Raw genomic sequence first — 25,508 nt, forward strand, 5'->3', positions numbered from 1 at the left:
GGCGCGCGACCGCGATGATTTTCAGCGCATCGATAGGGGCATGAAGATGCGACTTGATGATTCTGCCGCGCTCCGATTTACTGCCGCGCATGGCCAAATCGCTTGCGAAGAAAAAACCTGCCGCGGCGTTCACCGCCGGCGACGATGAATCGGCGCGCGGGCGCCTGCTGAACGCCGCAACCCATCTGTTCTGCAAGAACGGCATCAACGCCACCGGCATCGATGCGATCATCGACGAGGCCGGAACCGCCAAGACCACGCTCTACAAGCTGTTCGGCTCGAAGACCAACCTCGTGCATGCGGTGCTGGAGAGCGAAGGCCGCCAGTGGCGCGAATGGTTCATCGGCGCGATCGAGGCCGGCGGTGGCGATCCGCAGACCAAGCTGTCGCGGATCTTCCCTGCCCTGAAGACCTGGTTCGCCGAGGAGCGCTTCTACGGCTGCCCCTTCATCAACGCGGTCGCCGAGCACGACAAGGACGCCAAGCAGTTCCGCAACATCGCGCTGAAGCACAAGAAGGTGGTGCTGGCGCATATCGAGAAGCTCGCCGGCGAGATGGGCGCGGCCGAGCCGGCCGTGCTGGCGCACCAGCTCGCGCTCTTGATCGACGGCGCCATCGTCGCCGCCATGGTGTCGTGCGATCCGGCTGTCGCCGACACCGCGGGCCTTGCCGCCAGCAATCTGTTCGCACCGGCCAAGGCGAAGAAGCCGAAGCGCGCCGGCGGCGCGGCCGAACAACAGCTCCTCGCCGTGTAACGCAACGGCCGCATCGCGACCTCCCGCGTCGGTATTTCTGCGACGCGATCGCCCACCGGGTTTACCTGCCGTCAATCACGCCGCGCAATCGGGGCCGGCCTTAAACGCCTGTTAGGTCCGGCCGGGTCAGTTGCGCGGTGAAAGTACGAGGCAAGAACAATGCAGTCCGAAAAAGGACGATACAGCCAGCCGCGCTGGGGCGTGACGCGCTGGCTCGCCGACGCCGGACCGGGCGTCCCTGACGACATCCGCGCGGCGCTGATCGGGGATCTCTACGGCTCGCTGCCGGTGTTTGCGGCTGGCGCGGTCAATACGGTCGCAGTCGCAGCCGTGATCGCGATCCGCGAGCCGACCGCGCTGTTCATCACCTGGGTCGTCCTCGAACTCGTCATCTGCCTCTCGCGCCTCGCCGTGCTCGTGGTTGCGCATCGCGCCGCGCGCGAGCAGCGGCCGACCCCGACCGATCTGCATCTCTTGCTTGCAGTCGCCTGGAGCACCAGCGTCGGCTTCGGCATCCTGATCAGCCTCGCAAGCGGCGACTGGGTGGTTGCGCTGCTGGCTTCGCTATCGGCGGCGGCGATGGTCGGCGGCATCTGCTTCCGCAATTTCAGCGCCCCGCGCCTTGCCGGCACCATGATCCTGCTCAGCCTCGGCCCGATCGTTCCGGGCGCGGCCCTTGCCGGCGAGCCGCTGCTCTTCATCGTCGTCATGCAGGTGCCGCTGTATCTCACGGCGATGACGGTGGCGGCCTTCCGTCTCAACAAGATGCTGATCGCCACCATGCGCGCCGAGCGCGAGAACGGCCATCTTGCCCATCACGACACCCTGACCGGCCTGCGCAATCGCGCCGGCTTCGTCGCGGCGCTGAACACGAAGCTGGCGGCTCCCGCCGGGAATGGCAGGCCCTTTGCGCTGCTGTTCTTCGACCTCGACAATTTCAAGCCGGTCAACGACACCTATGGCCACGCCGCCGGCGACCAGGTGCTGATGCTGACCGCGGAGCGGCTGCGGCGCGCGCTGCCCGAAACCGCGGTAATCGCACGGCTCGGCGGCGACGAGTTCGTGGTGCTGGTCAGCGGCGTCACGGCGGAACAGGCGCTCACGGCCGGCCAGCGCATCATCCAGACCGTCACGATGCCCTATCAGCTCGCGGGCGGCATCTCGGCCGAGGTCGGCGTCAGCGTCGGCATCGCGGTGTCGCCTGAGCACGGCACCGAGGCCGAACAGCTGCTGGCGTCCGCCGACGCCGCGCTGTACGAGGCGAAATCCGAAGGCAAGGCGCGGTGCCGGATGGCTTCCGTCGCGACCAATGTCGCCGCACTGCGCCGCCTCACGCAGCACAGCCCGGCGCCCGCCACCGATCGCAGCGCCGCCTGAGGCGCGGCGCTCGCCGTTACAGGTCGAAATTCGTCGGCAGCATCACGACGTCGCGGATCGTCATGCCGCGCGGCCGGGTCAGCATGAACATCACGACCTCGGCGACTTCGCTGGCCTCCAGCAGGCTCCCGGCCGCCTTGGCCTCCGCAAGCTTCTCGGGCGGCCAGTCCGCCAGCAGCGCGCTGATCACGGGCCCGGGCGAGATCGAGCCGACGCGGATGCCGTGCTTGAACACCTGGCGCCGCACCGTCTGCACGAAGCAGTTGACCGCCCATTTCGACGACGCATAGACCGGCTCCCACGGCGTCGGGAAATGCGCGGCGAGCGAGCTCGTGACGATGATGTCGCCGGTGCCGCGCGCGATCATGTGCGGCAGCACGTCGTGCACGTTCTTCATCACGACGTTGACGTTGAGGTTCAGCATCCGGTCGATCGCCGCGGTGTCGGCATCGACGAGGTCGCCGCCGACATAGATGCCGGCATTGGCGTGCAGGATGTCGAGCTGGCCGGCCTTCTCGAGCAGCTTGGGCAGCAAGGTTGCACACTGCGCGGGATCGAGCAGGTCGATCACCAGCGGGACCACCGCATCGCCGTGCTCGCGTGCGAGCGCTTGCAGCGCGGTGGCATCGCGGTCGACCATCACCACGCGCGCCCCCGCGGCCAGCATCGCCGCGCTGCTCGCCAGTCCAATCCCCGACGCCGCCCCGGTCACGGCCGCCACCTTGCCTTCCAACACTTTCGCCATCGGTCCACCCTGCTGAGATCACCACGACAGTCGCCGCAGTATAGCAATCCCGGACGGCATGTCGGTAACCGAGGATGGGGGAACGCGGCCTCCGCGGCTGACATCGCGCGAAAATTTCAGATGGTAGCGACTGCACACAAGTCCCAAAGCACCGCTGTGGAATGCTGCGCGCCGACATGCCCGTCAGAGGCTGCCAAACGGCCAATAATGCCAAAACGGCCAACAAGAAGAAGCGGAGGACTACAATGACAAGGAACCGTTCGCCCCGGCTATCGCGCCGTCATCTCATCAAGGGCGCCGCGGCCACGTCAGCCGCGCTGCTGCTCGGCAGGCCCGCGATCGCCAGAGGCAAGACGGAGGGCAAGACCGAGATCGTCATCGGCAACATCGACGCCTATTCGGGACCGGCCGCGGTCTATTCGTCGATCGGCCGCACCCCCGGCGGCTATTTCAAGATGATCAACGAGCAAGGCGGCATCAATGGCCGCATGATCAAGTATATCACCTATGACGATGCCTACAGCCCAGCCAAGACCGTCGAGCAGGCGCGCAAGCTGGTCGAAGGCGACGAGATCGACGTGCTGTTTGCGCCGCTCGGCGCGCCGACCAACGCGGCGATCATGAAGTACATGAACCAGAAGAAGGTCCCGCACCTCTTCATTGCCTCGGGCGCGACCAAGTTCGGCGACTACAAGAATTTCCCCTACACCATGGGTTTCCAGCCCTGCTACCAGATCGAGGGCCGCGCCTTCGCGCAGCATGTGCTGTCGACACAGAACGATCCCAAAATCGGCATCGTCTACCAGAACGACGATTTCGGCCGCGACGTGCTGAAGGGCTTCAAGGACGGACTTGGCGCCAGGACGTCCGCAATCGTGGCGGAGCTGTCCTATGAGACCGCCGACCCGACCATCGACAGCCAGGTGGTCCGCTGCAAATCCGCCGGCGCCAACGTGTTCATGAGCATGACCACACCAAAATTCGCCGCCCAAGGCATCAAGAAGATCGCCGAGCTCGGCTGGCAACCGGCGCACTACATCGGCAACAACGCCTCCTCCGCCGGCTCGACGCTGAAAGCCGCGGGCTTCGACGTCTCCAAGGGGATCATTTCGAGCGCCTACCTGAAGGATCCCGTCGACGCCGCCTGGGACAGCGATCCCGCCATCCAGAAATGGCGCGCGTTCCTCGACAAATATGATCCGGCCGCCGCCAAGAACGACATCTACGCGGTCACCGGCTATCTCACCAGCCAGATCCTGGTCCAGGTGCTCAAGCAGTGCGGCGACGACGTCTCGTCCGAAAGCATCATCAAGCAGGCGGCCAACCTGAAGGATTTCGAATCCGACATGCTGCTGCCCGGCATCCGGATCAACACCTCGCCATCAGACTATTATCCGCTCGAGCAGTTGCAACTGGTGCGCTTCAGCGGCGAGCGCTACGAGCCGATGGGACCGGTGATCGACGGCGGCATTTCGAAGGCCTGATCGTCCGGGGCGTGCACCGCCGGCGCAAAATGCGCCCGTAGGCTTCGTCGAAACCGCGCGCCGAAGCGCGCGGCGGTATCATCCATGGGGATGCCCCTGCTACTTCGGAGGCGGCGGCTTGGGCATCGCCGACAACAAGCGAATTTTGAGCTTGCCTCCCTCGGTCACGTAAGTTGCTGTCCAGATGCCCGCTGTCTCGATAGGCGCGCCGCTTTGGTTCTTGCCCGAGATGCGATACCCGCCGATGGCGAGCGCCATGTCCGAGCCCAATGGCCATGCCTGGTCCACCGTTATTTCCTCATGGTCGAACCCGGCCTTGAAGGCGCCTTGATAAAACTCCGCAATGTCGGAGCGCGGCCCCGCGGGATTGACGTGGATGCCACCGGCCGCGAACAGCGCGGCAATTCCCGCACCATCCTGCTTGTTGAAACTCGCCGCATATTCGGAAGCAATCGCTTCGGCCTTCTGCTTTGGATCGCCGTCGGCGGCCATTGCAGACAGCGAAAAGGCAGTCACGAACAGGCATGAGAAGTACGTCCGCAGCATCGCAATTCCTCCCTGAAAAATGTCCGTAAAAATCGCCCGACCCGGGATGAGGACGACAATAAGACATCAACTACGGATTGTAGGCAATCGTTTCAGGCGTTGCGGCGCAACAGGCGGGCTTGCCTGCCCGACGTATCCAGCCGACGGATTCTGAGGTAGCGTGTAGCGACCTCGAACGTGGCGAGCCATCATGCTCACGCTCTATTCCTATCCGCCGTTGTTCGGCGTCGCCGACAACAATGGCTATGGTCTGAAGGTATTCGCTTTTCTGAAGCTCGCCGGCGTACCGTTCCGGCACGAACATATTTTCGATGCATCGAAGGCACCGCGCAAGCAATTGCCCTATATCGTCGACGGCGCCGACACTGTCGGCGACAGCGAGACCATCCTCGCCTATGTCACCGGAAAATATGGCGTGACGCTGGATGCCGCGCTGACGCCGGCGCAACGCACGACCAACCTCCTCGTCACGCGGACGCTCGACGATCTCTACTGGGTAATGTCCTATTCACGCTGGCAGGACGCGCGCTATTGGCTCCAATTCCGCGACGCGCTCAAGCGCGAGCATCCGGCCCTCACCGATGACGGGTTGATGAAGGCCAAGGAGTTCAACGCCCAGCGCTATTGTTACCAGGGTATCGGCCGCTTCGAGCCCGACGCCGCGATGGCCCGCGGGCTCGCCGATCTCGCTGCACTGGCGAGCCTGATCCCGAGCCGTGGCTATGTGCATGGCGACAGGCCGACGACCATCGATGCCGGCATCTATGGCTTCGTGGCCAATATCTACTTCTACGACATCGAGACGCCGTTGAAGCAATTCGTGGTCTCGCACGACGCCCTGGTACAACATTGCTGCGCCATCCACGCGGCAGTGAGTACGTGAGCCCGGGCGAACTCAACCTCTAACTCGATAGTGACCTTCGCGGCGGTGAGCGAACAGGCCGTTGCTCCGTCCACGGCGCAGGTGGAAATATCTGCGCTGGCGTGTCGCAGCCGGCCTCTCGCCAATAGATCGATTTCGGGGGTAGTATCCCGTCCTTGCGCTAACTGCGGAGCCGGTCATGGCTTCAAAACTGTCTTCGGGCATTATCGCGTTAGTCCTCGTTGGAGCAGCAGTGCTTTTGGTTGCAGGTCCGCCACCTGCATGGGGCCTGCTGTTGCTCGGCGCCTTCGCACTGGCGGCGCTCTATATTTTTGCGAGAATGAGGTCGCGCAACGATCCGCTCGATCCACGCTTCGGTAGCTGCATCCCTCCGATTTCCAAGCCGAAGGGCGGCGGCAATGAATCCACCACCTGAGCGCCGTCCAGCATCGATCAGATGCGGATCGCGCGAAGACGTCCTGATGGCCTAGAGCCGAGATGCAAAGCACGTCGGCTGCAATTCGCTAATGCCCGGTACGGAGATTTCAGCTTCGCGTTCGATCTGGAATTTTGTGCAGTTTGTTTCAGACGACACTCCATTTTCAGCACCAGGAGATTGATCAAATGCAGACACCTACGCCAAACCCACGGGGAGCAGAGTTCTGGAACAGCACCATGGGGCACTCATGGGTTTCGCAGCAAGCCGTGATCAGCGAAGTCTTCACGTCGGTCACCAACGTCAGCCTGGGTGCCGCGGCGGCAAAGCCGGGTGAGCGTGTCATCGATATCGGATGCGGCACCGGTGACACAGTGTTGGCGTTCGCCAAGGTTGTTGGTCCGTCGGGTGCTGTGGTGGGTGTCGATATCTCGGTCCCGATGCTGGATCTGGCCAAGCATCGTGTCGCCGAGGCGGGATTTGGCAACGTGACCTGTGCGCTGGCCGACGCAACGATCTACGGCTTCGAACCGCGCTGGGCGGATCTGGTGTATTCGCGTTTTGGCCTGATGTTCTTCGATGACCCGGTCAGGGCCTTCACCAACATCCGTAGCGGCATGAAAGCGGGCGGGCGGCTGGTGTTCGTCTGTTTTCGCACCATGCCGGAGTCGCCGTGGTTTCGCGTACCCATCGAGGCGGCCCGACCGCACGTGCCGCCACAGCCGCCGCTCGATCCATTGGCGCCCGGGATGTTTTCGTTCGCGCGCGAGGATCGCGTTCGCGGCATCCTGACCGAGGCCGGGTTTCACGAGATTGCGCTGAAGGCCACCGACGTGCCGATCCATGGCGGCGACATCACGCAAAGCATGGCCTTCATCACGCAGGCCGGCCCGCTGCCTGCGCTGCTCGAGAATGCCACGGACGATCAACGTCATCGCGCCATGGAAGCGGTACGCAACGCGCTCGCCGCAAGCCTCGGAGCGGATGGGCGCGACCTGCATGTGGGTCTGTGGCTGGTGTCGGCACTCGCCTAGCGAGATGCTGCCTGCTGGATCGTGAAGACAGATACCACGCCATCCGCGCCGCGCGGCGCCTTCTGTAATCAGAGCGGCGAAACGAGATGCAAAGCTCGGCGAAGCGAGTCGCGAGAACGTGGATGCATGACTCAACGATCGCGCAACACATTCGGTGTCGTCCCTGCGAAGCAGGGACCCATAACCATAAATGCTGATTGTCTCGTGGCGGTGGAACGACGGGTCCCTTCAACAACATAAGCCGCGGCGTATGGGTCCCGGCCTTCGCCGGGACGACACGTGGAGGGAGCTACGCGCCCGAATCCACGCGAACGACGCGGACGGAACGGCAGCGTAAGCTACCGCTCCTGCCGCAGCCCCGCCTCCAGCCGCGCGAGCTCGGCGTCGAGGTCGCGCTCGACATCGGCAACCTGCATGTCGACCACCCGATAGTCGCGCGCTTCGAGCCAGGCTCTGCGCTTGGTGCGGTCGGCCCCGATGGCCTCGCTCTCGTTCGGGTTGACCAGCTCGATAGCAAGCCGGTGCACGAAGGAGACGAAGTCGGGGATGTGGCGGCCGACCGGGGTCTGGCGCTTGAACTGACCGGCGAAGCGGCGGTCCCGCGTCAGCGCCTGCCACAGGATCCGTTCGGCGTCGGTCGGGTTGCGGCGGAGCAGCCGGGCGAGGCCGCGCACCGTGCTGCTGCTGTCGGCGGTCGCGCCGCCCTGCCCCTGCTCGGCGAGCAGCGCCCGCAAGCGCGTCGCCTGGGCGCCGTCGAGCACCCCGCCCTTGGCCGGGCCCTTGCGGCCCTCGGCGATCGCCATCACCACGCCGTGCAGCGTGTGCATGTCCTGCTTGGTCGGATCCATCCGGGTGAAGATGTTGCGCAGGTTCACCAGCATGGTGTCGCGCTTCTCCGCCGGCCGCAGGAACTCGACCTTGTCGAGCTCGGCGACGAGGTTGTCGAAGAAGGCCTGCATCTGGTGCTGGGAGGCCGGCTCGGACCGCTCGGGCATCGCGAACGGTAGCGCACCCGCGGTCGACAGCTTGAACCACTCGTAGCCCATCAACAGCACCGCCTGCGCCAGATTGAGCGAGGCGAAGCCCGGATTGACCGGGAAGGTGATGATGCGGTTGGCGAGCGCGACCTCCTCATTGGTCAGGCCGGCGCGCTCGCGCCCGAACAGGATGCCGGCGCCGCCGCCGGATGCGACATGGCCGACGATCTCACCCGCCGCGCCCTCCGGCCCGACCACCGGCTTGGCCTGGTCGTGGGCCCGGGCGGTGGTCGCAAACACCAGCGTGAGATCGGCGATCGCCTGCTCGACGGTGTCGAACAGCTCGACGGAACCGATGATGTGGTCGGCGCCTGCGGCCGCGCGCTGGGCGGCAATGTTCGGCCAGCCGTCGCGCGGGTTGACGATGCGCATCCTCGACAGCGCGAAGTTGCCCATCGCGCGCGCGGCCATGCCGATGTTCTCGCCAAGCTGCGGTTCGACCAGGATGACGACGGGACCGGCAAGGTCGTGCCCTGCCTTGGTCTTGTCGGTGCCGGACATCTCAGTTCACTTTCTGATTCAACGTCTGAAGATTTTGAATCAGCTTCCGAGGACGCTGATTCAAAATCTCATGCAGGGGTCCAGGACCGCACCGACCAGCTTTGCACCGGTTTTGCGCGGGACCATTTTCTCCAAGGAGATAACAGGGTTAGCGGCGTTTGCGAATCCTCAATCGGAATCCCAATCGCAAGAAGCGAAGGCTGCCGCTTGCGCGCACTTAGCCTTCGGATAGGCTATCAACCACAACCAAAGCGAAGCTGTAAAGGCACGCTTGAGACGCCGGTTTCAACGGCGAGGCACATTGGGGGGACGACGATGCGGGGCAGATGGACGCTGGCGATTGTGGGCCTGATCTTGATCGTGGCGGGGGGCCTGCTCGCTCACCTCACGCAGACCGCAGGCGGCATCCGGATCGAGGATGTCAGGTTCAAGGGCGCCAAGGGCAACACCATGAGTGCCCTGCTCTATGTCCCGCCGAACGCGACCGCGCAGATTCCGGCGCCCGGCATCCTCGCCGTTCACGGCTACATCAATTCTCGCGAGACCCAGGACGGCTTCGCCATCGAGTTCGCCCGCCGTGGCTATGTCGTGCTGGCGCTCGACCAGACCGGCCATGGCTACAGCGACCCGCCCTCCTTCGCCAACGGTTTTGGCGGACCTGACGGCCTTGCCTATCTCCGCAGCCTCCAATTCGTCGACAAGGAGAATATCGGGCTCGAGGGCCATTCGATGGGCGGCTGGACCGTGCTGGCCGCCGCCGCGGCGATGCCCAACGACTACAAGTCGATGGTGCTGGAGGGCTCGTCCACCGGCAAGCCGTTCGCGGCCGAGGGCACCACGTCGTGGCCGCGCAACACCGCGCTGGTGTTCGCCCAATATGAGGAATTCCCCGACCTGATGTGGGGCGTCCAGCTGGCCCGCGACGTCACCACGAGCCCAAAGCTCTGGGCGCTGTTCGGCACCCAAGGCGCGGTCGAGCCGGGCAAGGTCTATGGCGATCCAGCCAACGGCACCGCGCGGGCGCTGTACACCCCGGCGATGACCCATCCGGCGGAGCACATCTCGCATGAAACGATCGGCTACAGCCTGGACTGGTTCGCCAAGACGTTGAAGGGCGGCACCCCGCGCCCGGTCGACGATCAGATCTGGTTCCGCAAGGAGATCGGCACGCTCATCGCCCTCATCGGTTTCATTGCCCTTGTCATCGGGACGTTCGACGGGCTGCTGGAAGCCAAGACGTTCTCCCGCCTCCGGCTGCCGGCGGTTGCCGACGGCACCATGCCGCCGCATGAGGCTGCCAAGGGCCGGCGCTGGACCACGGCGTTCATCCTGTCCGCCTTCATCCCGGCGCTGACCTATTATCCGGCCTTCGCGCTGGGCGGCACCTTCGTGGCCCCCAGCGCATTCCTGCCGCAGGGCATCACCAACCAGATCCTGGTCTGGGCCATCATCAACGGCCTGATCACGCTGGCGCTGATGCCCTTCGCCCCAAGGCGCACCACCCGGGCCGGCCTCGTCGGTCAATCCATCGTGATCGCGCTGGCTTCGGTCGCGGTCGGCTACGCCGCGCTGTGGCTTGCCGACCTCGCCTTCAAGATCGACTTCCGCTTCTGGATCGTCGCACTCAAGTTGATGAGCGCGAAGCAATTCCTCATCTTCCTGATCTATCTGATTCCGTTCACGGCGTTTTTCGTCGTGGCGCTGCACGTGCTGCACCGGAATTTCTCGACCATGGATGCGCCGCGCGGGGCGCTGTACCTGACCAACATCCTGGCGCTGACGTTCGGTTTCATCGTGTTGCTGGTGCTGCAATACGGCACGCTGTGGCTGACGGGGAAGCTGTTCAACCCGGTCCCGGACCCCGGTTTCGTGCCGCTCTCGACCATCGTCGCGATCCAGTTCGTGCCCCTGCTCGCGATCGTCGCCGTGATCGCGACGTTCACCTGGCGGCGGACCGGATCGAGCCTGCCGGGCGCCCTGATCGCGGGCCTGTTCGTGACCTGGTACATCGTGGCCGGGACCGCGACGCAGGCGGCGTTTTAGATGGTTTTCAAGCGAAGCGGGCACCGGTTCGCGTGAAGAAAACCCGTCAAGAACAAGGGCCGAGAGGCGCTATTCTGGTCCGTCCAGAATGGCGGTTCTCGGTGAAAAGATGGGCTGAAAGTGCATAACCGGTGCGCTTTCGCCCGCCCCCGGGCGGTGCTATAGCGCAGGCGTATTTTCCACCCCCGCCGTCAAAAGCGCGCCGTTCCCAAGAGGGCCTCCCCGTCATGGCAAAAATCAAGGTATCCAACCCCGTCGTCGAGCTCGATGGCGACGAGATGACCCGGATCATCTGGCAGTACATCAAGGACAAGCTGATCAACCCGTTCCTGGATGTCGAACTGCTCTATTTCGATCTGGGCATGGAATACCGCGATGAGACCAACGACCAGGTGACCATCGACGCCGCCGAAGCCATCAAGAAGGTCGGCGTCGGCGTCAAATGCGCCACCATCACTCCCGACGAGGCCCGGGTGAAGGAGTTCGGCCTGAAGCAGATGTGGAAGTCGCCGAACGGCACCATCCGCAACATCCTCGGCGGCTGCATCTTCCGCGAGCCGATCATCTGCAAGAACGTGCCGCGCCTGGTTCCCGGCTGGACCAAGCCGATCATCATCGGCCGCCATGCCTATGGCGACCAGTACCGCGCCACCGACATCAAGTTCCCCGGCAAGGGCACGCTGTCGCTGAAGTTCGTCGGCGAGGACGGCACCGTCATCGAGAAGGAAGTGTTCAAGGCGCCCGGCGCCGGCGTCGCGATGGAGATGTACAATCTCGACGACTCCATCACCGATTTCGCCCGCGCCTCGTTCAACTACGGCCTGATGCGCAACTACCCGGTCTATCTGTCGACCAAGAACACGATTCTGAAGGTCTATGACGGCCGCTTCAAGGACATCTTCCAGGACGTCTTCGACCGCGAGTTCAAGAAAGAATTCGACGCCAAGGGCCTGACCTACGAGCACCGCCTGATCGACGACATGGTGGCCTCGGCGCTGAAATGGTCCGGCGGTTATGTCTGGGCCTGCAAGAACTATGACGGCGACGTGCAGTCCGACACCGTGGCCCAGGGCTACGGCTCGCTCGGCCTGATGACCTCGGTGCTGCTCACCCCGGACGGCAAGACCGTGGAAGCCGAGGCCGCCCACGGCACCGTGACCCGCCACTACCGCGAGCACCAGAAGGGCAAGGAGACCTCGACCAACTCGATCGCGTCGATCTTCGCCTGGACCCGTGGCCTCGCCCATCGCGCCAAGCTCGACAACAACGAGGCGCTGGCCAAGTTCGCCACCACCCTGGAGAAGGTCTGCGTCGCGACCGTCGAAGAGGGCTACATGACCAAGGACCTCGCGCTCCTGGTCGGCGCCGACCAGCGCTGGCTCTCGACCACCGGATTCCTCGACAAGGTGTCCGACAACCTCGTGAAGGCGATCGCGGCCTGAGGCCGTCATCCTGGGAAGACAGGTGCGAGCATGACCAGGGCCCTTGTCAGAGCCGTCGTGCTCGCATCGTTCTCGCTCAACGGGTCGGCGGCATTCGCTGCCGATCCCCTGCCCGACGCCGTCGCGGCGCCTGGCGAGTCCAAGATCCTCACCGTCCATGCCGAGGGCGTGCAGGTCTATGAGTGCAAGCCGGTCAGCGACGGCAAGCTCGCCTGGTCGTTCCGCGAACCAGTCGCGACCCTGATCGCCGACGGCCGCACGGTCGGCCGGCATTATGCGGGTCCGAACTGGGAGCATGTCGACGGCAGCGCCGTGACCGCCCGCACCGCCGGCAGCGCACCCGGCGCAACGCCTTCCGACATTGCCTGGCTGAAGCTCGAGGTGATCGCACACCGCGGCAACGGCCTGCTCTCCGGCGTCGCAACGGTGCAGCGGATCAACACCTCGGGCGGCGAGCTCAGCGGCGCCTGCGACAAATCAGGCGCGCTGAAGAGCGCGGCCTACTCGGCGGATTACGTGTTCCTGCGACGGGACTAGCGTTTTCGAGCGAAGTGGATACCGGTTCGCGTGAAGAAAACGCGCCAAACGAAGAATCGAGAGCCTCGTTCCGATTCAATCGGAATGAGGTTCTAGACTAGTCGCGGATGCCGCCGTCGGTCTCGCGCGGCGCCTGGGCGATCTCCGCGGCGGCCAGGTCGCCGCCGGCCGCAAGCGGATCGGCAAGCCGCGCCTCCGCGGTCTCCCGGACATGCGCGGCGAGCGCCGGCATGCGCTCGATCAGGGCATGGAAGTCCTGCGCATCGAGCACCAGGAGCTTGGTCTTGCGCGTCGCCGTCACCGTGCCGGAGCGGCTGGTCCGCCGCAGCAGCGCGATCTCGCCGAAGAACGCGCCGTCGGAAAGCCGCACAAGCTGGCTCGGCAGGTCGATCTCGACCTCGCCCGCGGTGATGAAATACATCGATGACGCCGCATCGCCGCGCCGCACCAAGACCTCGCCGGCCTCGATGGTCTGCGACCGCAGCAAGCGCATGATGTCGGAAATATCGGCAGCGCCAAGATGTGAGAACAGCGGCACCCGCGCCAGCATGCCCCAGGTCACGACGAAGTCGCGGCGCCGGACCTCGTCGGCGAACGCGGTCGAGATGATCGCGACCGGCAGCGCGATCATCGCGAAGCCGACCACGATCGCGACCACCGTGACGGTCCGGCCGAGCGGCGTAATCGGGACGACGTCGCCGTAACCGACGGTGCCGAGCGTCACGATCGCCCACCACATCGCCTGCGGCATGGTGCCGAACTTGTCCGGCTGCACCCTGTGCTCGATGGCATAGAGCAGCGAGGCAAACAGCAGCACGGCGCCGGTCAGGATCACCACGCAGCCGAACAGCGTGCGCCGCTCGGCATGTAGCGCCGCCAGCAGCGAGCGCATCGCGGTCGAATAGCGCACCAGCTTGAGGAACGGCAGCATGCCGAACAGCACCAGCGCGGTCTTGTCGCCGATCGCAAGCGCGACGGCCGACGGCAGGAAGGCCAGCAGGTCGATCACGCCGAGCGCCGAGAAGGCGTATTCCAGCCGCGCCCGCGCCGGCGTCATGTCGCGCAGCGAGTGGCCGACCACGCTCCAGAGCCGCGCGGCATATTCCAGCGCGAAGGCAATGACCGCCGCGATCTCGATGGTCGTCAGCAGCCAGCCGAACTGCGCGTCGATCTCGGGCACGGAGGCCAGGATCGCCGCCAGCACGTCGACGGCGATGATGGCGACGATGACCCGGGCAAAGCGCAAGCCGCCCGAATGCGGCAGATCATCGCGTTCGAGCAGCTCGTAGAGACGGTCGCGCAGCCCGGGATCGCCGATCGTGGGCTTGAGCGGAGCCGTCGCCACGATCAGCCTCTCCGTCAGGCGCCGGCCGATGCCTGTTGGGTCATGGCCTGTTCGATCGCCGACAGCGCGGCGTCGGCCTTGGCGCCGTCGGGCCCGCCGGCCTGCGCCATGTCGGGCCGGCCGCCGCCGCCCTTGCCGCCGAGCACCTCGGAGCCCTTGCGCACGAGCTCGACCGCGTTGAACCGCGCGGTCAGATCGGCAGTGACGCCGACCACGATGCCGGCCTTGCCGTCCTCGGTGACGCCAACGATCGCGACCACGCCCGAGCCGATCTGCTTCTTGCCGTCGTCGACGAGACTCTTGAGATCCTTGGTCTCGACGCCCTCGACCGCGCGCGCCAGCAGCTTGACATTGCCGACCTCGCGAACGGCTGAGGCGGCGCCGTTCGACGCACTGCCGCCGCCCATCGCGAGCTTCTTGCGGGCGTCAGACAGATCGCGCTCGAGCTTCTTGCGCTCTTCCATCAGCGCGGCGATGCGCGCCGGCACGTCGTCGATGGTGGTGCGCAACTCCAGCGCCGCGGTCTTGGCCAGCGCGATGGTGTCGTTGGCGTGCTTGCGCGCGTGACGTCCGGTCAGCGCCTCGATGCGGCGGACGCCGGACGCCACCGCGCCCTCGCTGGTCACCGAGATCAGGCCGATGTCGCCGGTGCGGCGCACATGAGTGCCGCCGCAGAGCTCGACCGACCAGCCAAGCGCGTTCTGGCCGTGATCGCGGGCGCCCTTGCCCATCGACACGACGCGAACCTCGTCGCCGTATTTCTCGCCGAACAGCGCGCGGGCGCCGGCCTCGCGGGCATCGTCGACGCCCATGACGCGGGTCGTGACCTCGTCATTCTCCAGCACGACATCGTTGGCGATGTCCTCGATCCGGGCGAGCTCTTCCGGCGTGATCTGCTTCGGATGCACGAAGTCGAAGCGCAGCCGGTCGGGCGTGACCAGCGAGCCACGCTGGGCAATGTGATCGCCGAGCACCTGGCGCAGCGCCTCGTGCAGCAGATGCGTCGCCGAATGGTTGGCGCGGATCGACGAGCGCCTGGTGTGATCGACCTCGAGCTGCAATGTGGTGCCGACGCCGAGCGTGCCCTGCTCCACCGTGCCGAGATGCACGAACAGATCGCCGGCCTTCTTCTGCGTGTCGGTGACGCGGAACTTGACGCCCTCCCCGGTCAGCACGCCGGTGTCGCCGACCTGGCCGCCGGACTCGCCGTAGAACGGGGTCTGGTTCAGCACGATCGCGCCGCTCTCGCCGGCCTTCAGGCTCTCGACCTCGGCGCCTTCCTTGATCAGCGCCGTCACCGCGCCTTCCGCGCTCTCGGTTTCGTAGCCGAGGAATTCGGTCGCGCCGAGCTTCTCGCGCAGCGGGAACCAGATCGCCTCGCTCGCCGCCTCGCCCGAACCTGCCCAGGAGGCACGCGCCTTCACGCGCTGCCGCTCCATCGCGTCGGTGAACGACGCCTGGTCGACGCTGATGCCGCGCGACTTCAGCGCGTCCTGCGTCAGATCGAGCGGGAAGCCGTAGGTGTCGTACAGCGTGAACGCGGTGTCGCCGTCGAACATGTCGCCCTTCTTGAGGCCGGCACTCTTCTCGTCGAGGATCGACAGGCCGCGCGCCAGCGTCTTGCGGAAGCGCGTCTCCTCCAGCCGCAGCGTCTCCTCGATCAGCTTCTCCGCACGGACCAGATCCGGATAGGCCTGGCCCATCTCGCGGACCAGCGCCCAGACCAGCCGATGCATCAGCGGCTCGCTCGCGCCCAAGAGCTGTGCATGGCGCATCGCGCGGCGCATGATCCGGCGCAGCACGTAGCCGCGGCCCTCGTTCGACGGCAGCACGCCGTCGGTGATCAGGAACGCGGACGAGCGCAGATGGTCCGCGATCACCCGATACGACCCAACGTTCTGCTCGTTCGGACCGTGCCCGAGGGTAGACGCGGCGGCATCGATCAGATTGCGGAACAGATCGGTCTCGAACACGCTCTCGACGCCCTGCAGGATGCAGGCCATGCGCTCGAGCCCCATGCCGGTGTCGATCGAGGGACGCGGCAGCGCTACGCGCTCCTCCTTCGTCACCTGCTCGTACTGCATGAACACCAGGTTCCAGAATTCGAGGAAGCGATCGCCATCCTCATCCGGGCTGCCCGGAGGGCCGCCCCAGATGTGCTCGCCGCGGTCGATGAAGATTTCGGAGCACGGTCCGCACGGGCCGGTGTCGCCCATCGCCCAGAAATTGTCCGAGGTCGGGATGCGGATGATGCGGTCGTCCGAGAAGCCCGCGATCTTCTTCCAGTAGCCGGCCGCCTCGTCGTCGGTGTGGTAGACGGTGACCAGCAGCTTGTCCTTCTTCAGCCCGAAATCCTTGGTGATCAGATTCCAGGCGAGCTCGATCGCGCGCTCCTTGAAGTAATCGCCGAACGAGAAGTTGCCGAGCATCTCGAAGAAGGTGAGATGGCGCGCGGTGTAGCCGACATTGTCGAGGTCGTTATGCTTGCCGCCGGCGCGCACGCACTTCTGCGACGTCGTGGCGCGCTGGTAGCCGCGCTTCTCGACGCCGGTGAAGACGTTCTTGAACTGCACCATGCCGGCATTGGTAAACATCAAGGTCGGGTCGTTGCGCGGAACCAGCGGCGACGAGGCCACGATCTCGTGCCCGTTCTGCTTGAAGAAGTTCAGAAATGTCGACCTGATGTCGTTGACGCTGCTCATGTTCATCCAATCGGAAAAAGGGGCCGGCCAGCCGCAAAAAGGCGTCATTTTCCGGCCGAACGCTTTTAGACATTGCCAGCTGCGGTGTCCAGAAACTGTGCAGGCGGATCATGGGCTTGCCGCGGCAGCACAAAGCCCATTGGATAGTTGCTGCAGCTGCGTTGACAGTCTTGGTGGCGCCGTGTTTTCTATCTACCTATACCTAGTCACGTCGGGAGAGACCGGCCTTATCGCCGGCGCCGAAGGAGCAACCGCCCCGGAAACTCTCAGGCAAAAGGACCGCGTGACGTCTGACATCTGGAAAGAGACGCTGGGGTTCGCCCCGATGCGTCCGCCGACGGGATAATACTCTCAGGCACAGCGACAGATGGGGCTTTCTGCAGGTTTCTCAAGGGGAAATAGGTCCCCGGCGGGAACCGCGAGGGCCCTGTGATGCTTGCGCGCGAAACCTCCCCGCTGAAACAGACCCCGCTGCACGCGCTGCATCTGGCGCGCGGCGCCAAGATGGTGCCGTTCGCCGGCTATGACATGCCGGTGCAATACGCGGCCGGCGTGCTGAAGGAGCATCTGCACACCCGCAAGGAAGCCGGTCTGTTCGATGTGTCGCACATGGGCCAGCTCGTGCTGAAGGCCAAATCCGGCAAGGTCGCGGATGCCGCGCTCGCACTGGAAAAACTGGTGCCGCAGGACATCGTCGGCATCGCGCCGGGACGGCAGCGCTACGCGCAATTCACCAACAATGACGGCGGCCTGCTCGACGACCTGATGGTGGCGAATTTCGGCGATCACCTGTTCCTAGTGGTCAACGCCGCTTGCAAGGCCGAGGACGAGGCGCATCTGCGCGCGAATCTCTCCGACGCCTGCGAGATCGTCTCGCTGGCCGACCGCGCGCTGATCGCGCTGCAGGGCCCGAAAGCGGAATCGGCGCTGGCGAAACTTTGTGCAGATGTCGGTTCGATGAAATTCATGGATGCCGGTCCGCGCCGCGTCGGCGACGTCGACTGCTTCGTCTCGCGCTCCGGCTATACCGGCGAGGACGGCTTTGAGATTTCCGTGCCCGCGGACAAGGTGGAAGCCCTGGTCACCGCGCTGCTCGACAATCCCGACGTGTTGCCGATCGGGCTCGGCGCGCGCGACAGCCTGCGGCTCGAAGCCGGGCTGTGCCTCTATGGCCATGACATCGACACCACGACGACACCGGTCGAAGGCGCGCTGGAATGGTCGGTGCAGAAGGTTCGCCGCAGCGGCGGCGCCCGCGCCGGCGGCTTCCCCGGCGCCGACAAAATTCTCGCGCAATTCGCAGATGGCGCTGCGCGCCGGCGGGTCGGCCTGAAGCCTGACGGCCGCGCACCGGTGCGCGAAGGCGCCGCGCTGTTCGCCGATGCCGGCTCGACCGAGCAGATCGGCAAGGTGACCTCGGGCGGCTTCGGCCCGAGCCTCAATGCGCCGGTTGCGATGGGCTACCTGCCCACGGCCCTTTCCGCCGTCGGCACCACCGTTTTCGCCGAAGTGCGCGGCCAGCGGCTGCCGCTGAAAGTCGCCGCTACGCCCTTCGTCCCCAATACCTACAAACGCTGAACGCCAAAGGATCGACCCCATGACGACGCTGTACACGTCCGACCACGAATGGCTCCGCATCGAGGGCGACGTCGCCACGATCGGGATCACCGACTATGCGCAGTCGCAGCTCGGCGACGTCGTGTTCGTCGAACTGCCCAAGGTCGGCCGCAGCCTGAAGAAGGCCGAGGCCGCCGCTGTCGTCGAATCCGTCAAGGCCGCCTCCGACGTTTACGCGCCGATCTCCGGCGAGGTGGTCGAGGTCAACGACGCGCTCGCCGCCGAGCCCGCGCTGGTCAATTCCGACGCCGGCGGCAAGGCCTGGTTCTTCAAGCTGAAGATTGCCGACAAGGGCGAGCTCGGCGGCCTGATGGACGAGGCCGCCTACGCCGCGCACACCGCCTAAAGGATCACCCCGAGGATCACGTCATGAACGCGCCCTTCAAGCCGATCAACGAAGCCGCCACCGATTTCGTCCGCCGCCACATCGGACCGTCGCCGCGCGACGTCAACGCGATGCTGGAGACGGTCGGCGCCGCGAGCCTGCAGGCGCTGATGAACGAGACGCTGCCGGCGTCGATCCGGCAGAAGGCGCCGCTCGATCTCGGCCGGGCGCTGAGCGAGACCGAGGCGCTCGCGCATATGAGCGAGCTCGCCGCGCAGAACCAGGTGTTCACCTCGCTGATCGGCCAGGGCTATTCGGGCACCATCCTGCCCGCGGTGATCCAGCGCAACATTCTGGAGAACCCGGCCTGGTACACCGCCTATACGCCGTACCAGCCGGAGATCAGCCAGGGCCGGCTCGAGGCCCTGTTCAATTTCCAGACCATGATCTGCGATCTCACCGGGCTCGACGTCGCCAACGCCTCGCTGCTCGACGAGGCGACCGCCGCGGCGGAAGCGATGGCGCTCGCCGAGCGCCACTCGCAGGTCAAGGCAAAGGTGTTCTTCGTCGACAAGGAGGTGCATCCGCAGACGCTGGCGGTGATGCGCACGCGCGCCGCGCCGCTGGGCTGGGCGCTGGTGGTCGGCGATCCCCTGACCGAGCTCGACAACGCCGATGTGCTCGGCGCGCTGCTGCAATATCCGGGAACGTCGGGCGCAGTACGCGACCTCAAGCCTGCCATCGCGTCGCTGCGCGCCAAGGGCGCGCTTGCGATCGTCGCGGCGGACCTGCTGTCGCTGACGCTGCTCGCCTCGCCCGGCGAGCTCGGCGCCGACATCGCGATCGGTTCGGCGCAGCGGTTCGGCGTGCCGATGGGGTATGGCGGACCACACGCCGCCTATATGGCGGTGCGCGACACGCTGAAGCGCTCGCTGCCCGGCCGCATCGTCGGCCTCTCGGTGGATTCGCGTGGCCAGCCCGCCTATCGCCTCGCGCTGCAGACCCGCGAGCAGCATATCCGCCGCGAGAAGGCGACCTCGAACATCTGCACCGCGCAGGTGCTGCTCGCCGTGATCGCCTCGATGTATGCGGTCTATCACGGTCCCGAGGGCCTGACCCATATCGCACGCAGCGTGCATCGTCGCGCCACCGTGCTTGCGGCCGGCCTGCGCAAGCTCGGCTTTGCGCCGACCAGCGAAGCGTTCTTCGATACCGTGACCGTCGAGGCAGGTAGCAAGCAGATCGAGCTCGTCACCCGCGCGCAGGCGGAACAGATCAACCTTCGCGTCGGCGCGACCACGCTCGGCATCGCGCTCGACGAGACCTCGACGCCGGAGACGGTCGAGGCGGTGTGGCGCGTGTTCGGCGGCAAGCTCAGCTATGCCGAGATCGAGGCCGGCGCGCACGAGGCGCTGCCGAAGGAGCTGCGGCGCACCAGCGCCTTCCTCAGCCATCCGGTGTTCAATACGCATCGTTCCGAGACCGAGCTGCTGCGCTACATGCGCAAGCTCAGCGATCGTGACCTCGCGCTCGACCGCGCGATGATCCCGCTCGGCTCCTGCACGATGAAGCTCAACGCCACCACCGAAATGATCCCGCTGACCTGGCCGGCGTTCGGCAATCTGCATCCGTTCGCGCCGGCGGATCAGGCCAAGGGCTATCACGCGCTGTTCAAGCGGCTGGAGCAATGGCTGTGCGACATCACCGGTTATGACGCGGTCTCGCTGCAGCCGAATTCCGGCGCGCAGGGCGAATATGCCGGGCTGCTGGCGATCCGCGGCTATCACCTCGCGCGCGGCGAGCCGCACCGCAAGGTGTGCCTGATCCCCTCCTCCGCGCACGGCACCAATCCGGCCTCGGCTGCGATGGTCGGCATGGAGGTCGTGGTCGTCGCGTGCGATGCGCGCGGCGACGTCGACGTCAATGATCTTCGCGCCAAGGCGGAGAAGCACTCCGCCAACCTTGCCGCGGTCATGATCACCTATCCGTCGACCCACGGCGTGTTCGAGGAGCATATCCGCGAGATCTGCGACATCGTGCATGCCCATGGCGGCCAGGTCTATCTCGACGGCGCCAACATGAACGCGCAGGTCGGACTGTCGCGGCCCGGCGATTACGGCGCCGATGTCAGCCATCTCAACCTGCACAAGACCTTCTGCATTCCGCATGGCGGCGGCGGCCCCGGCATGGGCCCGATCGGCGTGAAGGCGCATCTTGCGCCCTATCTGCCGGGCCATCCCGCAACCGACGGGGCAACGGCGCACGCCATCGGCCCGGTGTCGGCCGCGCCGTTTGGCTCGGCGTCGATCCTGACCATCTCCTACATCTACATCCTGATGATGGGCGGCGAAGGTCTGACGCGCGCCACCGAGATCGCGATCCTCAATGCCAACTACATCGCCGCACGGCTGCAGCCACACTTCCCGGTGCTGTACCGCAACGAGCGCGGCCGCGTTGCGCATGAGTGCATCATCGATCCGCGGCCGCTCAAGACGACCAGCGGCGTCACCGTCGACGACATCGCAAAACGCCTGATCGACTACGGCTTCCACGCGCCGACCATGAGCTTCCCGGTGGCGGGCACGCTGATGATCGAACCGACGGAATCGGAATCGAAGTTCGAGATCGACCGGTTCTGCGACGCCATGATCGCGATCCGGGGCGAGATCGCGGAGATCGAGAAGGGCCGCTGGGAGGTCGAGGCCTCGCCGCTGCGCCACGCGCCGCACACCGTGCACGACATCGCCGACGATGCCTGGAACCGGGCCTACACCCGCGCCGAAGGCTGCTTCCCGGAGGGCGTGTCACGGTCCGACAAATACTGGAGCCCGGTCGGCCGCGTCGACAACGTCTACGGCGACCGCAACCTGGTGTGCTCGTGCCCGCCGGTCGAGGATTACGCGCAGGCGGCTGAGTAAAGCGCACCATTGTTGCAGCTACGTCGTGCTGCGTCTCTGACGCGTGATTCACTCGGTGTCATTCCGGGGCTCGCGAAGCGAGAACCCGGAATCTCGATCCACGACTTCCGGATTCCGGATTCGCGACTTCGTCGCGCCCCGGAATGACGGACTGGCCCGCCCGCGGCAGGAGGAAACATGCGCGAGGAATTCTGGTTCCATTTCCCGTTTCGCGTCCGCTATTCGGAGGTCGACGCGCAGGCCGTGGTGTTCAACGCCCACTACCTCACCTATTTCGACACCGCCATCACCGAATATTTCCGCGCGCTCGGCTACGACTATCTCGGCGAGGTGGCGCGGACCGGCATCGACTTCCACACCGTGAAATCGGTCGTCGAGTACAAGGCTCCGATCCGGTTCGACGAGGACATCGAGGTCTGCGTGCGGGTCGCCAAGATCGGCCGCTCCTCGATCAATCTTGCGCTCGCGATCTTCGCCAAAGGCTCCGATGACCTGCGCGCCACCGGCGAGATCATCTGGGTCGCGACCGATCAGAAGACCCATCAATCGGTCGCGGTGACCGAGGATTTGCGGGCGCTGATCGCGAGCCGGGAGAAGACGCTGGCATAGGCTGATTGCGCACACAGGTTGTGCGGATCAGGCTTACGGGGCAACCAAGGCCCGGCTCTCGGCGTCCCAGCGCCACAGCCGCTCATTGGTCAGTTCGGTGCCGCCCCACCAGCGATGGATCGTGTTGTACTGGCTGAAGTCGAGCTCGCGATCCGACACTTCCTGGCCGAAATCGGTGAGCGACAGCCGGCTGTCCCGGTGTCGGTTGTTTCGGGCCTTCAGATCGTCGGGCGCTTCGATCTCCGCGGGGAATCCGGTCAGGACCGGTGATGGACAATAGGCGAGCCGGTCCAGGATCAGCTCCGCTTCCTGAAAATCGAACACGCCGCGTTCCCGGTTCAGCTCGTTTGAAAGGACCTGTGGGCTTGTCTCGCCGTCGGCGACGAGATCCAGCATCCGCAGTTCGGACGCGCCGAGGCCGGTGTCTTGCCCGGGTAGCTCCTCCAGCAACGCAATCAGCGCCGCGCGGAGCTGCGGGATGGCCGACAGATCCTGCATGAGAAGGTCGAAACAGGGCTCGGGCGTCGGAGCGCGATAGGCATTCCAGGCGCGACCGGCCAATTCCAGCCGATCATCGGTCACCGCAAGTGCAGGCAATCGCCATTTCGCCAAGCTCTCGCCTCGGTATCTGCCGATCTCGACATCGGTCTGAACCAGCTTGAGCTTCGCTACGATGTGGCGGTGCGGGCGGAGCACGTCGAGCAACCAGGCCAGCACCAACTGGTCATTCGGCTGGGGATCAGCCCATAGCTCGACGCTATCGCAACGCTCGCACAACTCGACAAGCCCAATGTCCCGACCGATCGAGCCGGTCCATCTTGAACTGGCGAAGTCGAGCCAGTGCGTGTCGAAATCGACGTGCTTTGCGGAACGCGGTTCCAGCAGGGTCGTGAGGTCATCCGACGAGGGCATTTTCCCCCAAACGAAGCGCGGCCTCAACCCGACGACGATGTCCGCCCTTCCCGCCTGCCTCAGGCGATAGCTCGCGAGTTCACTTGTCGCCAGGATCAGACTTGTCACGATGCTCTCCGGCTACGCGGGATGGCATCAGCACCGCAAGCTGAGGACCAACTGCTTTACAAAAGACACACAAAACCAAACGGGCGCCGAAGACGTCGGCAACTCAACGTCCTCAGCGTCCGCTTGCAGCGAAATGATTGAGACTTACTCCTCCGTCGGCTCCTCGCCCTCGGCGTCGCGTTCGGGCGTGCCGGCGAGGATCTGCTCGGAGATCAGGCCGGAGTTCTGCCGGATCGCGGCTTCGATCTTGGCGGTGATGTCGGGATTCGACTTCAGGAATGCCTTGGAATTCTCGCGACCCTGGCCGAGCCGCTGGCTGTCATAGGAGAACCAGGCGCCGGACTTCTCGACGATGCCGGCCTTGACGCCGAGGTCGAGGATCTCGCCCATCTTGGAGACGCCCTCGCCATACATGATGTCGAACTCGACCTGCTTGAAGGGCGGCGCCAGCTTGTTCTTCACCACCTTGACGCGGGTGGTGTTGCCGACGACTTCGTCGCGCTCCTTGATAGCGCCGATGCGGCGGATGTCGAGACGAACCGAGGCATAAAACTTCAGCGCGTTGCCGCCGGTGGTGGTCTCCGGCGAGCCGTACATCACACCGATCTTCATACGGATCTGGTTGATGAAGATCACCATCGTGTTCGACTTGTTGATCGAGGCGGTGAGCTTGCGCAGCGCCTGGCTCATCAGGCGGGCCTGCAGACCCGGCAGCGCATCGCCCATCTCGCCCTCGAGCTCGGCCTTCGGCACCAGAGCCGCGACCGAATCGATCACCAGCACGTCGACCGCGCCGGAGCGCACCAGCGTGTCGGCGATCTCGAGTGCCTGCTCGCCGGTGTCCGGCTGCGAGATCAAGAGCTCGTCGATGTTGACGCCGAGCTTGCGCGCATAGACCGGATCGAGCGCGTGTTCAGCGTCGATGAAGGCGCAGATGCCGCCCTTCTTCTGGCCTTCCGCCACCGTGTGCAGCGCCAGCGTGGTCTTGCCCGACGATTCCGGCCCGTAGATTTCGACGATGCGCCCCTTCGGCAGGCCGCCGACGCCGAGCGCGATATCGAGCCCGAGCGACCCCGACGACACCGTCTCGACATCCATCGAACGGTCGTTCTTGCCGAGCTTCATCACCGAGCCCTTGCCGAACTGGCGCTCGATCTGGGAGAGCGCGGCTGAGAGGGCCTTGGACTTGTCCATGGAGGATCCTTCGACGATACGCAGTGCGGTGGCGGACATTTGGGATGTGCTCCTTATGGCGGGGATTCGCTAGCGGGAAAACGGGCGACGAGATCGGGTGGAATACGTTGCTGATTGGAACCTCGTACCACGTTTGTTCTGCGTTCGCAATATGTTCTTTCGAACAGATCGGTACTGTCCGTATTTAAGTCCCCGTATCCTAGTTTGATTTTTGGGGTGTCCTTGTTCGGATTAAGCGAACGGAAACCGTAGCTTGGCCGGTGTTCTCAGTAGGACTACCGAGGCACCCCACCAGATGTTCTACCCCCGTCCCGCCTTTGACCGAGATCAGGGAATTTAATCTTGAGAGAACGAACCGGGGGCAACGGAACGTGATACGATAGCACCATCACCGGCCAAGGCTTTGCCCGTAGGCGTCGGTGGCTGAGAGACCAACAGCGCTCCCGCCTGCATAGGAAGGGAGCGCGGCCATGCCGAACCATTCCACAATAGCGCACCGCGAGATGCAGCTTCGCCATCTGGAGCAAGCCGAGCGGCATATTGCCCAAGGCGAACGACACATTGCCGAGCAAGAGGGACTGATCGAGCACCTTGCCAATCACGGGCACGATCTAGCGGAAGCGAAGAAGCTTCTGGATAACTTCTACTCATGCCAAGTTTTGCACGTTCAGCACCGCGACCGAATCCGCAGAGAGCTGGGAGAGTAAAGGGCCACCTCAGTTGACGGCCTATTCTCATCTAGCGCACGATTAATTTCCTAGCGTGGCACAAACTGCACTTTGTTTTGGTGGTCATCCCGAGTTAGATTCCAACCTCACGCAGAGGTTGCGTCATGACCAGTGACCTACTTTTTAGGGCGAGCATTGTGGTGCTGGGGCTGTGCCCCATTGCTATCGCTGCGATTGCAATATTCATGTGAGAAAGCGGCCGCCTCACTTGGCGGCCTCTTTCATTACAGGCCCTTCCCGTCGAATCGCTG

At 64.8% G+C, this 25,508-nt stretch carries 21 protein-coding genes and 1 riboswitch; of the genes, 14 read left to right on the forward strand and 7 right to left on the reverse strand.

Annotation, left to right across the window (positions count from 1 at the left end; all coding sequences use genetic code 11):
• Window positions 1–89: 89 nt before the first annotated feature.
• Both ACVMB1_RS18460 and ACVMB1_RS18465 read left to right on the forward strand, forming a co-directional pair.
• Complete coding sequence (locus tag ACVMB1_RS18460; RefSeq protein WP_168854940.1) at window positions 90–755, forward strand: TetR/AcrR family transcriptional regulator; 666 nt, start codon at window positions 90–92, stop codon at window positions 753–755.
• A 159-nt stretch (window positions 756–914) separates the two neighbouring features.
• Window positions 915–2,132 carry a GGDEF domain-containing protein gene (locus tag ACVMB1_RS18465; RefSeq protein WP_229190910.1) on the forward strand — a complete coding sequence of 406 codons (1,218 nt, stop codon included), beginning with the start codon at window positions 915–917 and terminating at the stop codon, window positions 2,130–2,132.
• Window positions 2,133–2,148: 16 nt separating this feature from the next.
• Here the strand turns inward: ACVMB1_RS18465 and ACVMB1_RS18470 are convergent, their stop codons facing one another.
• Complete coding sequence (locus ACVMB1_RS18470; protein WP_456848798.1) at window positions 2,149–2,877, reverse strand: SDR family oxidoreductase; 729 nt, start codon at window positions 2,875–2,877, stop codon at window positions 2,149–2,151.
• A 245-nt stretch (window positions 2,878–3,122) separates the two neighbouring features.
• On the opposite strand from ACVMB1_RS18470, the gene ACVMB1_RS18475 reads away from it, so the two are divergent.
• Entirely contained in the window at window positions 3,123–4,361 is a 1,239-nt protein-coding gene (locus ACVMB1_RS18475; protein ID WP_141340025.1) for an ABC transporter substrate-binding protein, read from the forward strand.
• Window positions 4,362–4,460: 99 nt separating this feature from the next.
• Here the strand turns inward: ACVMB1_RS18475 and ACVMB1_RS18480 are convergent, their stop codons facing one another.
• Window positions 4,461–4,907: a YybH family protein gene (locus ACVMB1_RS18480; protein WP_456814606.1), complete on the reverse strand. Its 447-nt coding sequence runs from the start codon at window positions 4,905–4,907 to the stop codon at window positions 4,461–4,463.
• Window positions 4,908–5,097: 190 nt separating this feature from the next.
• Here ACVMB1_RS18480 and ACVMB1_RS18485 point away from each other — a divergent pair, with 190 nt between their 5' ends.
• The 3 genes from ACVMB1_RS18485 (at window position 5,098) to ACVMB1_RS18495 (ending at window position 7,239) form a co-directional block, all read left to right on the forward strand.
• Window positions 5,098–5,790 (forward strand): glutathione S-transferase C-terminal domain-containing protein, encoded by a 693-nt coding sequence (locus ACVMB1_RS18485; RefSeq protein WP_456848800.1) that lies wholly within the window; start codon window positions 5,098–5,100, stop codon window positions 5,788–5,790.
• A 178-nt stretch (window positions 5,791–5,968) separates the two neighbouring features.
• Window positions 5,969–6,205: a hypothetical protein gene (locus ACVMB1_RS18490; RefSeq protein ID WP_253589896.1), complete on the forward strand. Its 237-nt coding sequence runs from the start codon at window positions 5,969–5,971 to the stop codon at window positions 6,203–6,205.
• A 188-nt stretch (window positions 6,206–6,393) separates the two neighbouring features.
• Window positions 6,394–7,239 (forward strand): class I SAM-dependent methyltransferase, encoded by an 846-nt coding sequence (locus ACVMB1_RS18495; RefSeq protein WP_456848802.1) that lies wholly within the window; start codon window positions 6,394–6,396, stop codon window positions 7,237–7,239.
• A gap of 338 nt (window positions 7,240–7,577) precedes the next feature.
• Here the strand turns inward: ACVMB1_RS18495 and ACVMB1_RS18500 are convergent, their stop codons facing one another.
• Entirely contained in the window at window positions 7,578–8,777 is a 1,200-nt protein-coding gene (locus ACVMB1_RS18500) for a TrmJ/YjtD family RNA methyltransferase (protein WP_456848804.1), read from the reverse strand.
• Window positions 8,778–9,092: 315 nt separating this feature from the next.
• On the opposite strand from ACVMB1_RS18500, the gene ACVMB1_RS18505 reads away from it, so the two are divergent.
• The 3 genes from ACVMB1_RS18505 to ACVMB1_RS18515 all read left to right on the forward strand — a co-directional run bounded on the left by ACVMB1_RS18505 (window position 9,093) and on the right by ACVMB1_RS18515 (window position 12,799).
• Complete coding sequence (locus tag ACVMB1_RS18505; protein ID WP_456848806.1) at window positions 9,093–10,820, forward strand: alpha/beta hydrolase family protein; 1,728 nt, start codon at window positions 9,093–9,095, stop codon at window positions 10,818–10,820.
• A gap of 227 nt (window positions 10,821–11,047) precedes the next feature.
• A complete protein-coding gene (locus ACVMB1_RS18510; RefSeq protein WP_016848511.1) occupies window positions 11,048–12,262 on the forward strand; it encodes an NADP-dependent isocitrate dehydrogenase in 1,215 nt (404 codons plus the stop codon).
• A 30-nt stretch (window positions 12,263–12,292) separates the two neighbouring features.
• Window positions 12,293–12,799 carry a DUF3455 domain-containing protein gene (locus ACVMB1_RS18515; RefSeq protein WP_082653880.1) on the forward strand — a complete coding sequence of 169 codons (507 nt, stop codon included), beginning with the start codon at window positions 12,293–12,295 and terminating at the stop codon, window positions 12,797–12,799.
• Between the two features lie 97 nt (window positions 12,800–12,896).
• Here the strand turns inward: ACVMB1_RS18515 and ACVMB1_RS18520 are convergent, their stop codons facing one another.
• Both ACVMB1_RS18520 and alaS read right to left on the reverse strand, forming a co-directional pair.
• Window positions 12,897–14,147: a cyclic nucleotide-gated ion channel gene (locus ACVMB1_RS18520; RefSeq protein ID WP_456849909.1), complete on the reverse strand. Its 1,251-nt coding sequence runs from the start codon at window positions 14,145–14,147 to the stop codon at window positions 12,897–12,899.
• An 11-nt stretch (window positions 14,148–14,158) separates the two neighbouring features.
• Entirely contained in the window at window positions 14,159–16,846 is a 2,688-nt protein-coding gene (gene alaS, locus ACVMB1_RS18525; protein WP_456848808.1) for an alanine--tRNA ligase, read from the reverse strand.
• A 202-nt stretch (window positions 16,847–17,048) separates the two neighbouring features.
• Window positions 17,049–17,137, forward strand: a riboswitch (glycine riboswitch).
• A gap of 141 nt (window positions 17,138–17,278) precedes the next feature.
• On the opposite strand from alaS, the gene gcvT reads away from it, so the two are divergent.
• From gcvT to ACVMB1_RS18545, 4 genes are all read left to right on the forward strand, one after another.
• Window positions 17,279–18,424, forward strand: a complete 1,146-nt coding sequence (gene gcvT, locus ACVMB1_RS18530) for a glycine cleavage system aminomethyltransferase GcvT (RefSeq protein ID WP_168854950.1) — start codon at window positions 17,279–17,281, stop codon at window positions 18,422–18,424.
• Between the two features lie 19 nt (window positions 18,425–18,443).
• Complete coding sequence (gcvH, locus tag ACVMB1_RS18535) at window positions 18,444–18,809, forward strand: glycine cleavage system protein GcvH (RefSeq protein WP_057018368.1); 366 nt, start codon at window positions 18,444–18,446, stop codon at window positions 18,807–18,809.
• Window positions 18,810–18,832: 23 nt separating this feature from the next.
• Window positions 18,833–21,706, forward strand: coding sequence for an aminomethyl-transferring glycine dehydrogenase (gcvP, locus tag ACVMB1_RS18540; protein ID WP_456848810.1), 2,874 nt, complete (start codon window positions 18,833–18,835; stop codon window positions 21,704–21,706).
• Between the two features lie 177 nt (window positions 21,707–21,883).
• The gene (locus ACVMB1_RS18545; protein ID WP_076828403.1) at window positions 21,884–22,315 is read left to right on the forward strand and encodes an acyl-CoA thioesterase; all 432 of its coding nucleotides are present in this window, start codon (window positions 21,884–21,886) and stop codon (window positions 22,313–22,315) included.
• Window positions 22,316–22,348: 33 nt separating this feature from the next.
• On the opposite strand, the gene ACVMB1_RS18550 is transcribed toward ACVMB1_RS18545, so the two are convergent.
• Window positions 22,349–23,335: a hypothetical protein gene (locus tag ACVMB1_RS18550; protein WP_456848812.1), complete on the reverse strand. Its 987-nt coding sequence runs from the start codon at window positions 23,333–23,335 to the stop codon at window positions 22,349–22,351.
• 144 nt (window positions 23,336–23,479) lie between these two features.
• Entirely contained in the window at window positions 23,480–24,568 is a 1,089-nt protein-coding gene (gene recA, locus ACVMB1_RS18555; protein ID WP_028337774.1) for a recombinase RecA, read from the reverse strand.
• 431 nt (window positions 24,569–24,999) lie between these two features.
• Here recA and ACVMB1_RS18560 point away from each other — a divergent pair, with 431 nt between their 5' ends.
• Window positions 25,000–25,236 carry a hypothetical protein gene (locus ACVMB1_RS18560; RefSeq protein WP_063790118.1) on the forward strand — a complete coding sequence of 79 codons (237 nt, stop codon included), beginning with the start codon at window positions 25,000–25,002 and terminating at the stop codon, window positions 25,234–25,236.
• The last annotated feature ends 272 nt before the right edge of the window (window positions 25,237–25,508 follow it).

The sequence above is a fragment of the Bradyrhizobium sp. USDA 4504 genome (assembly GCF_054063995.1).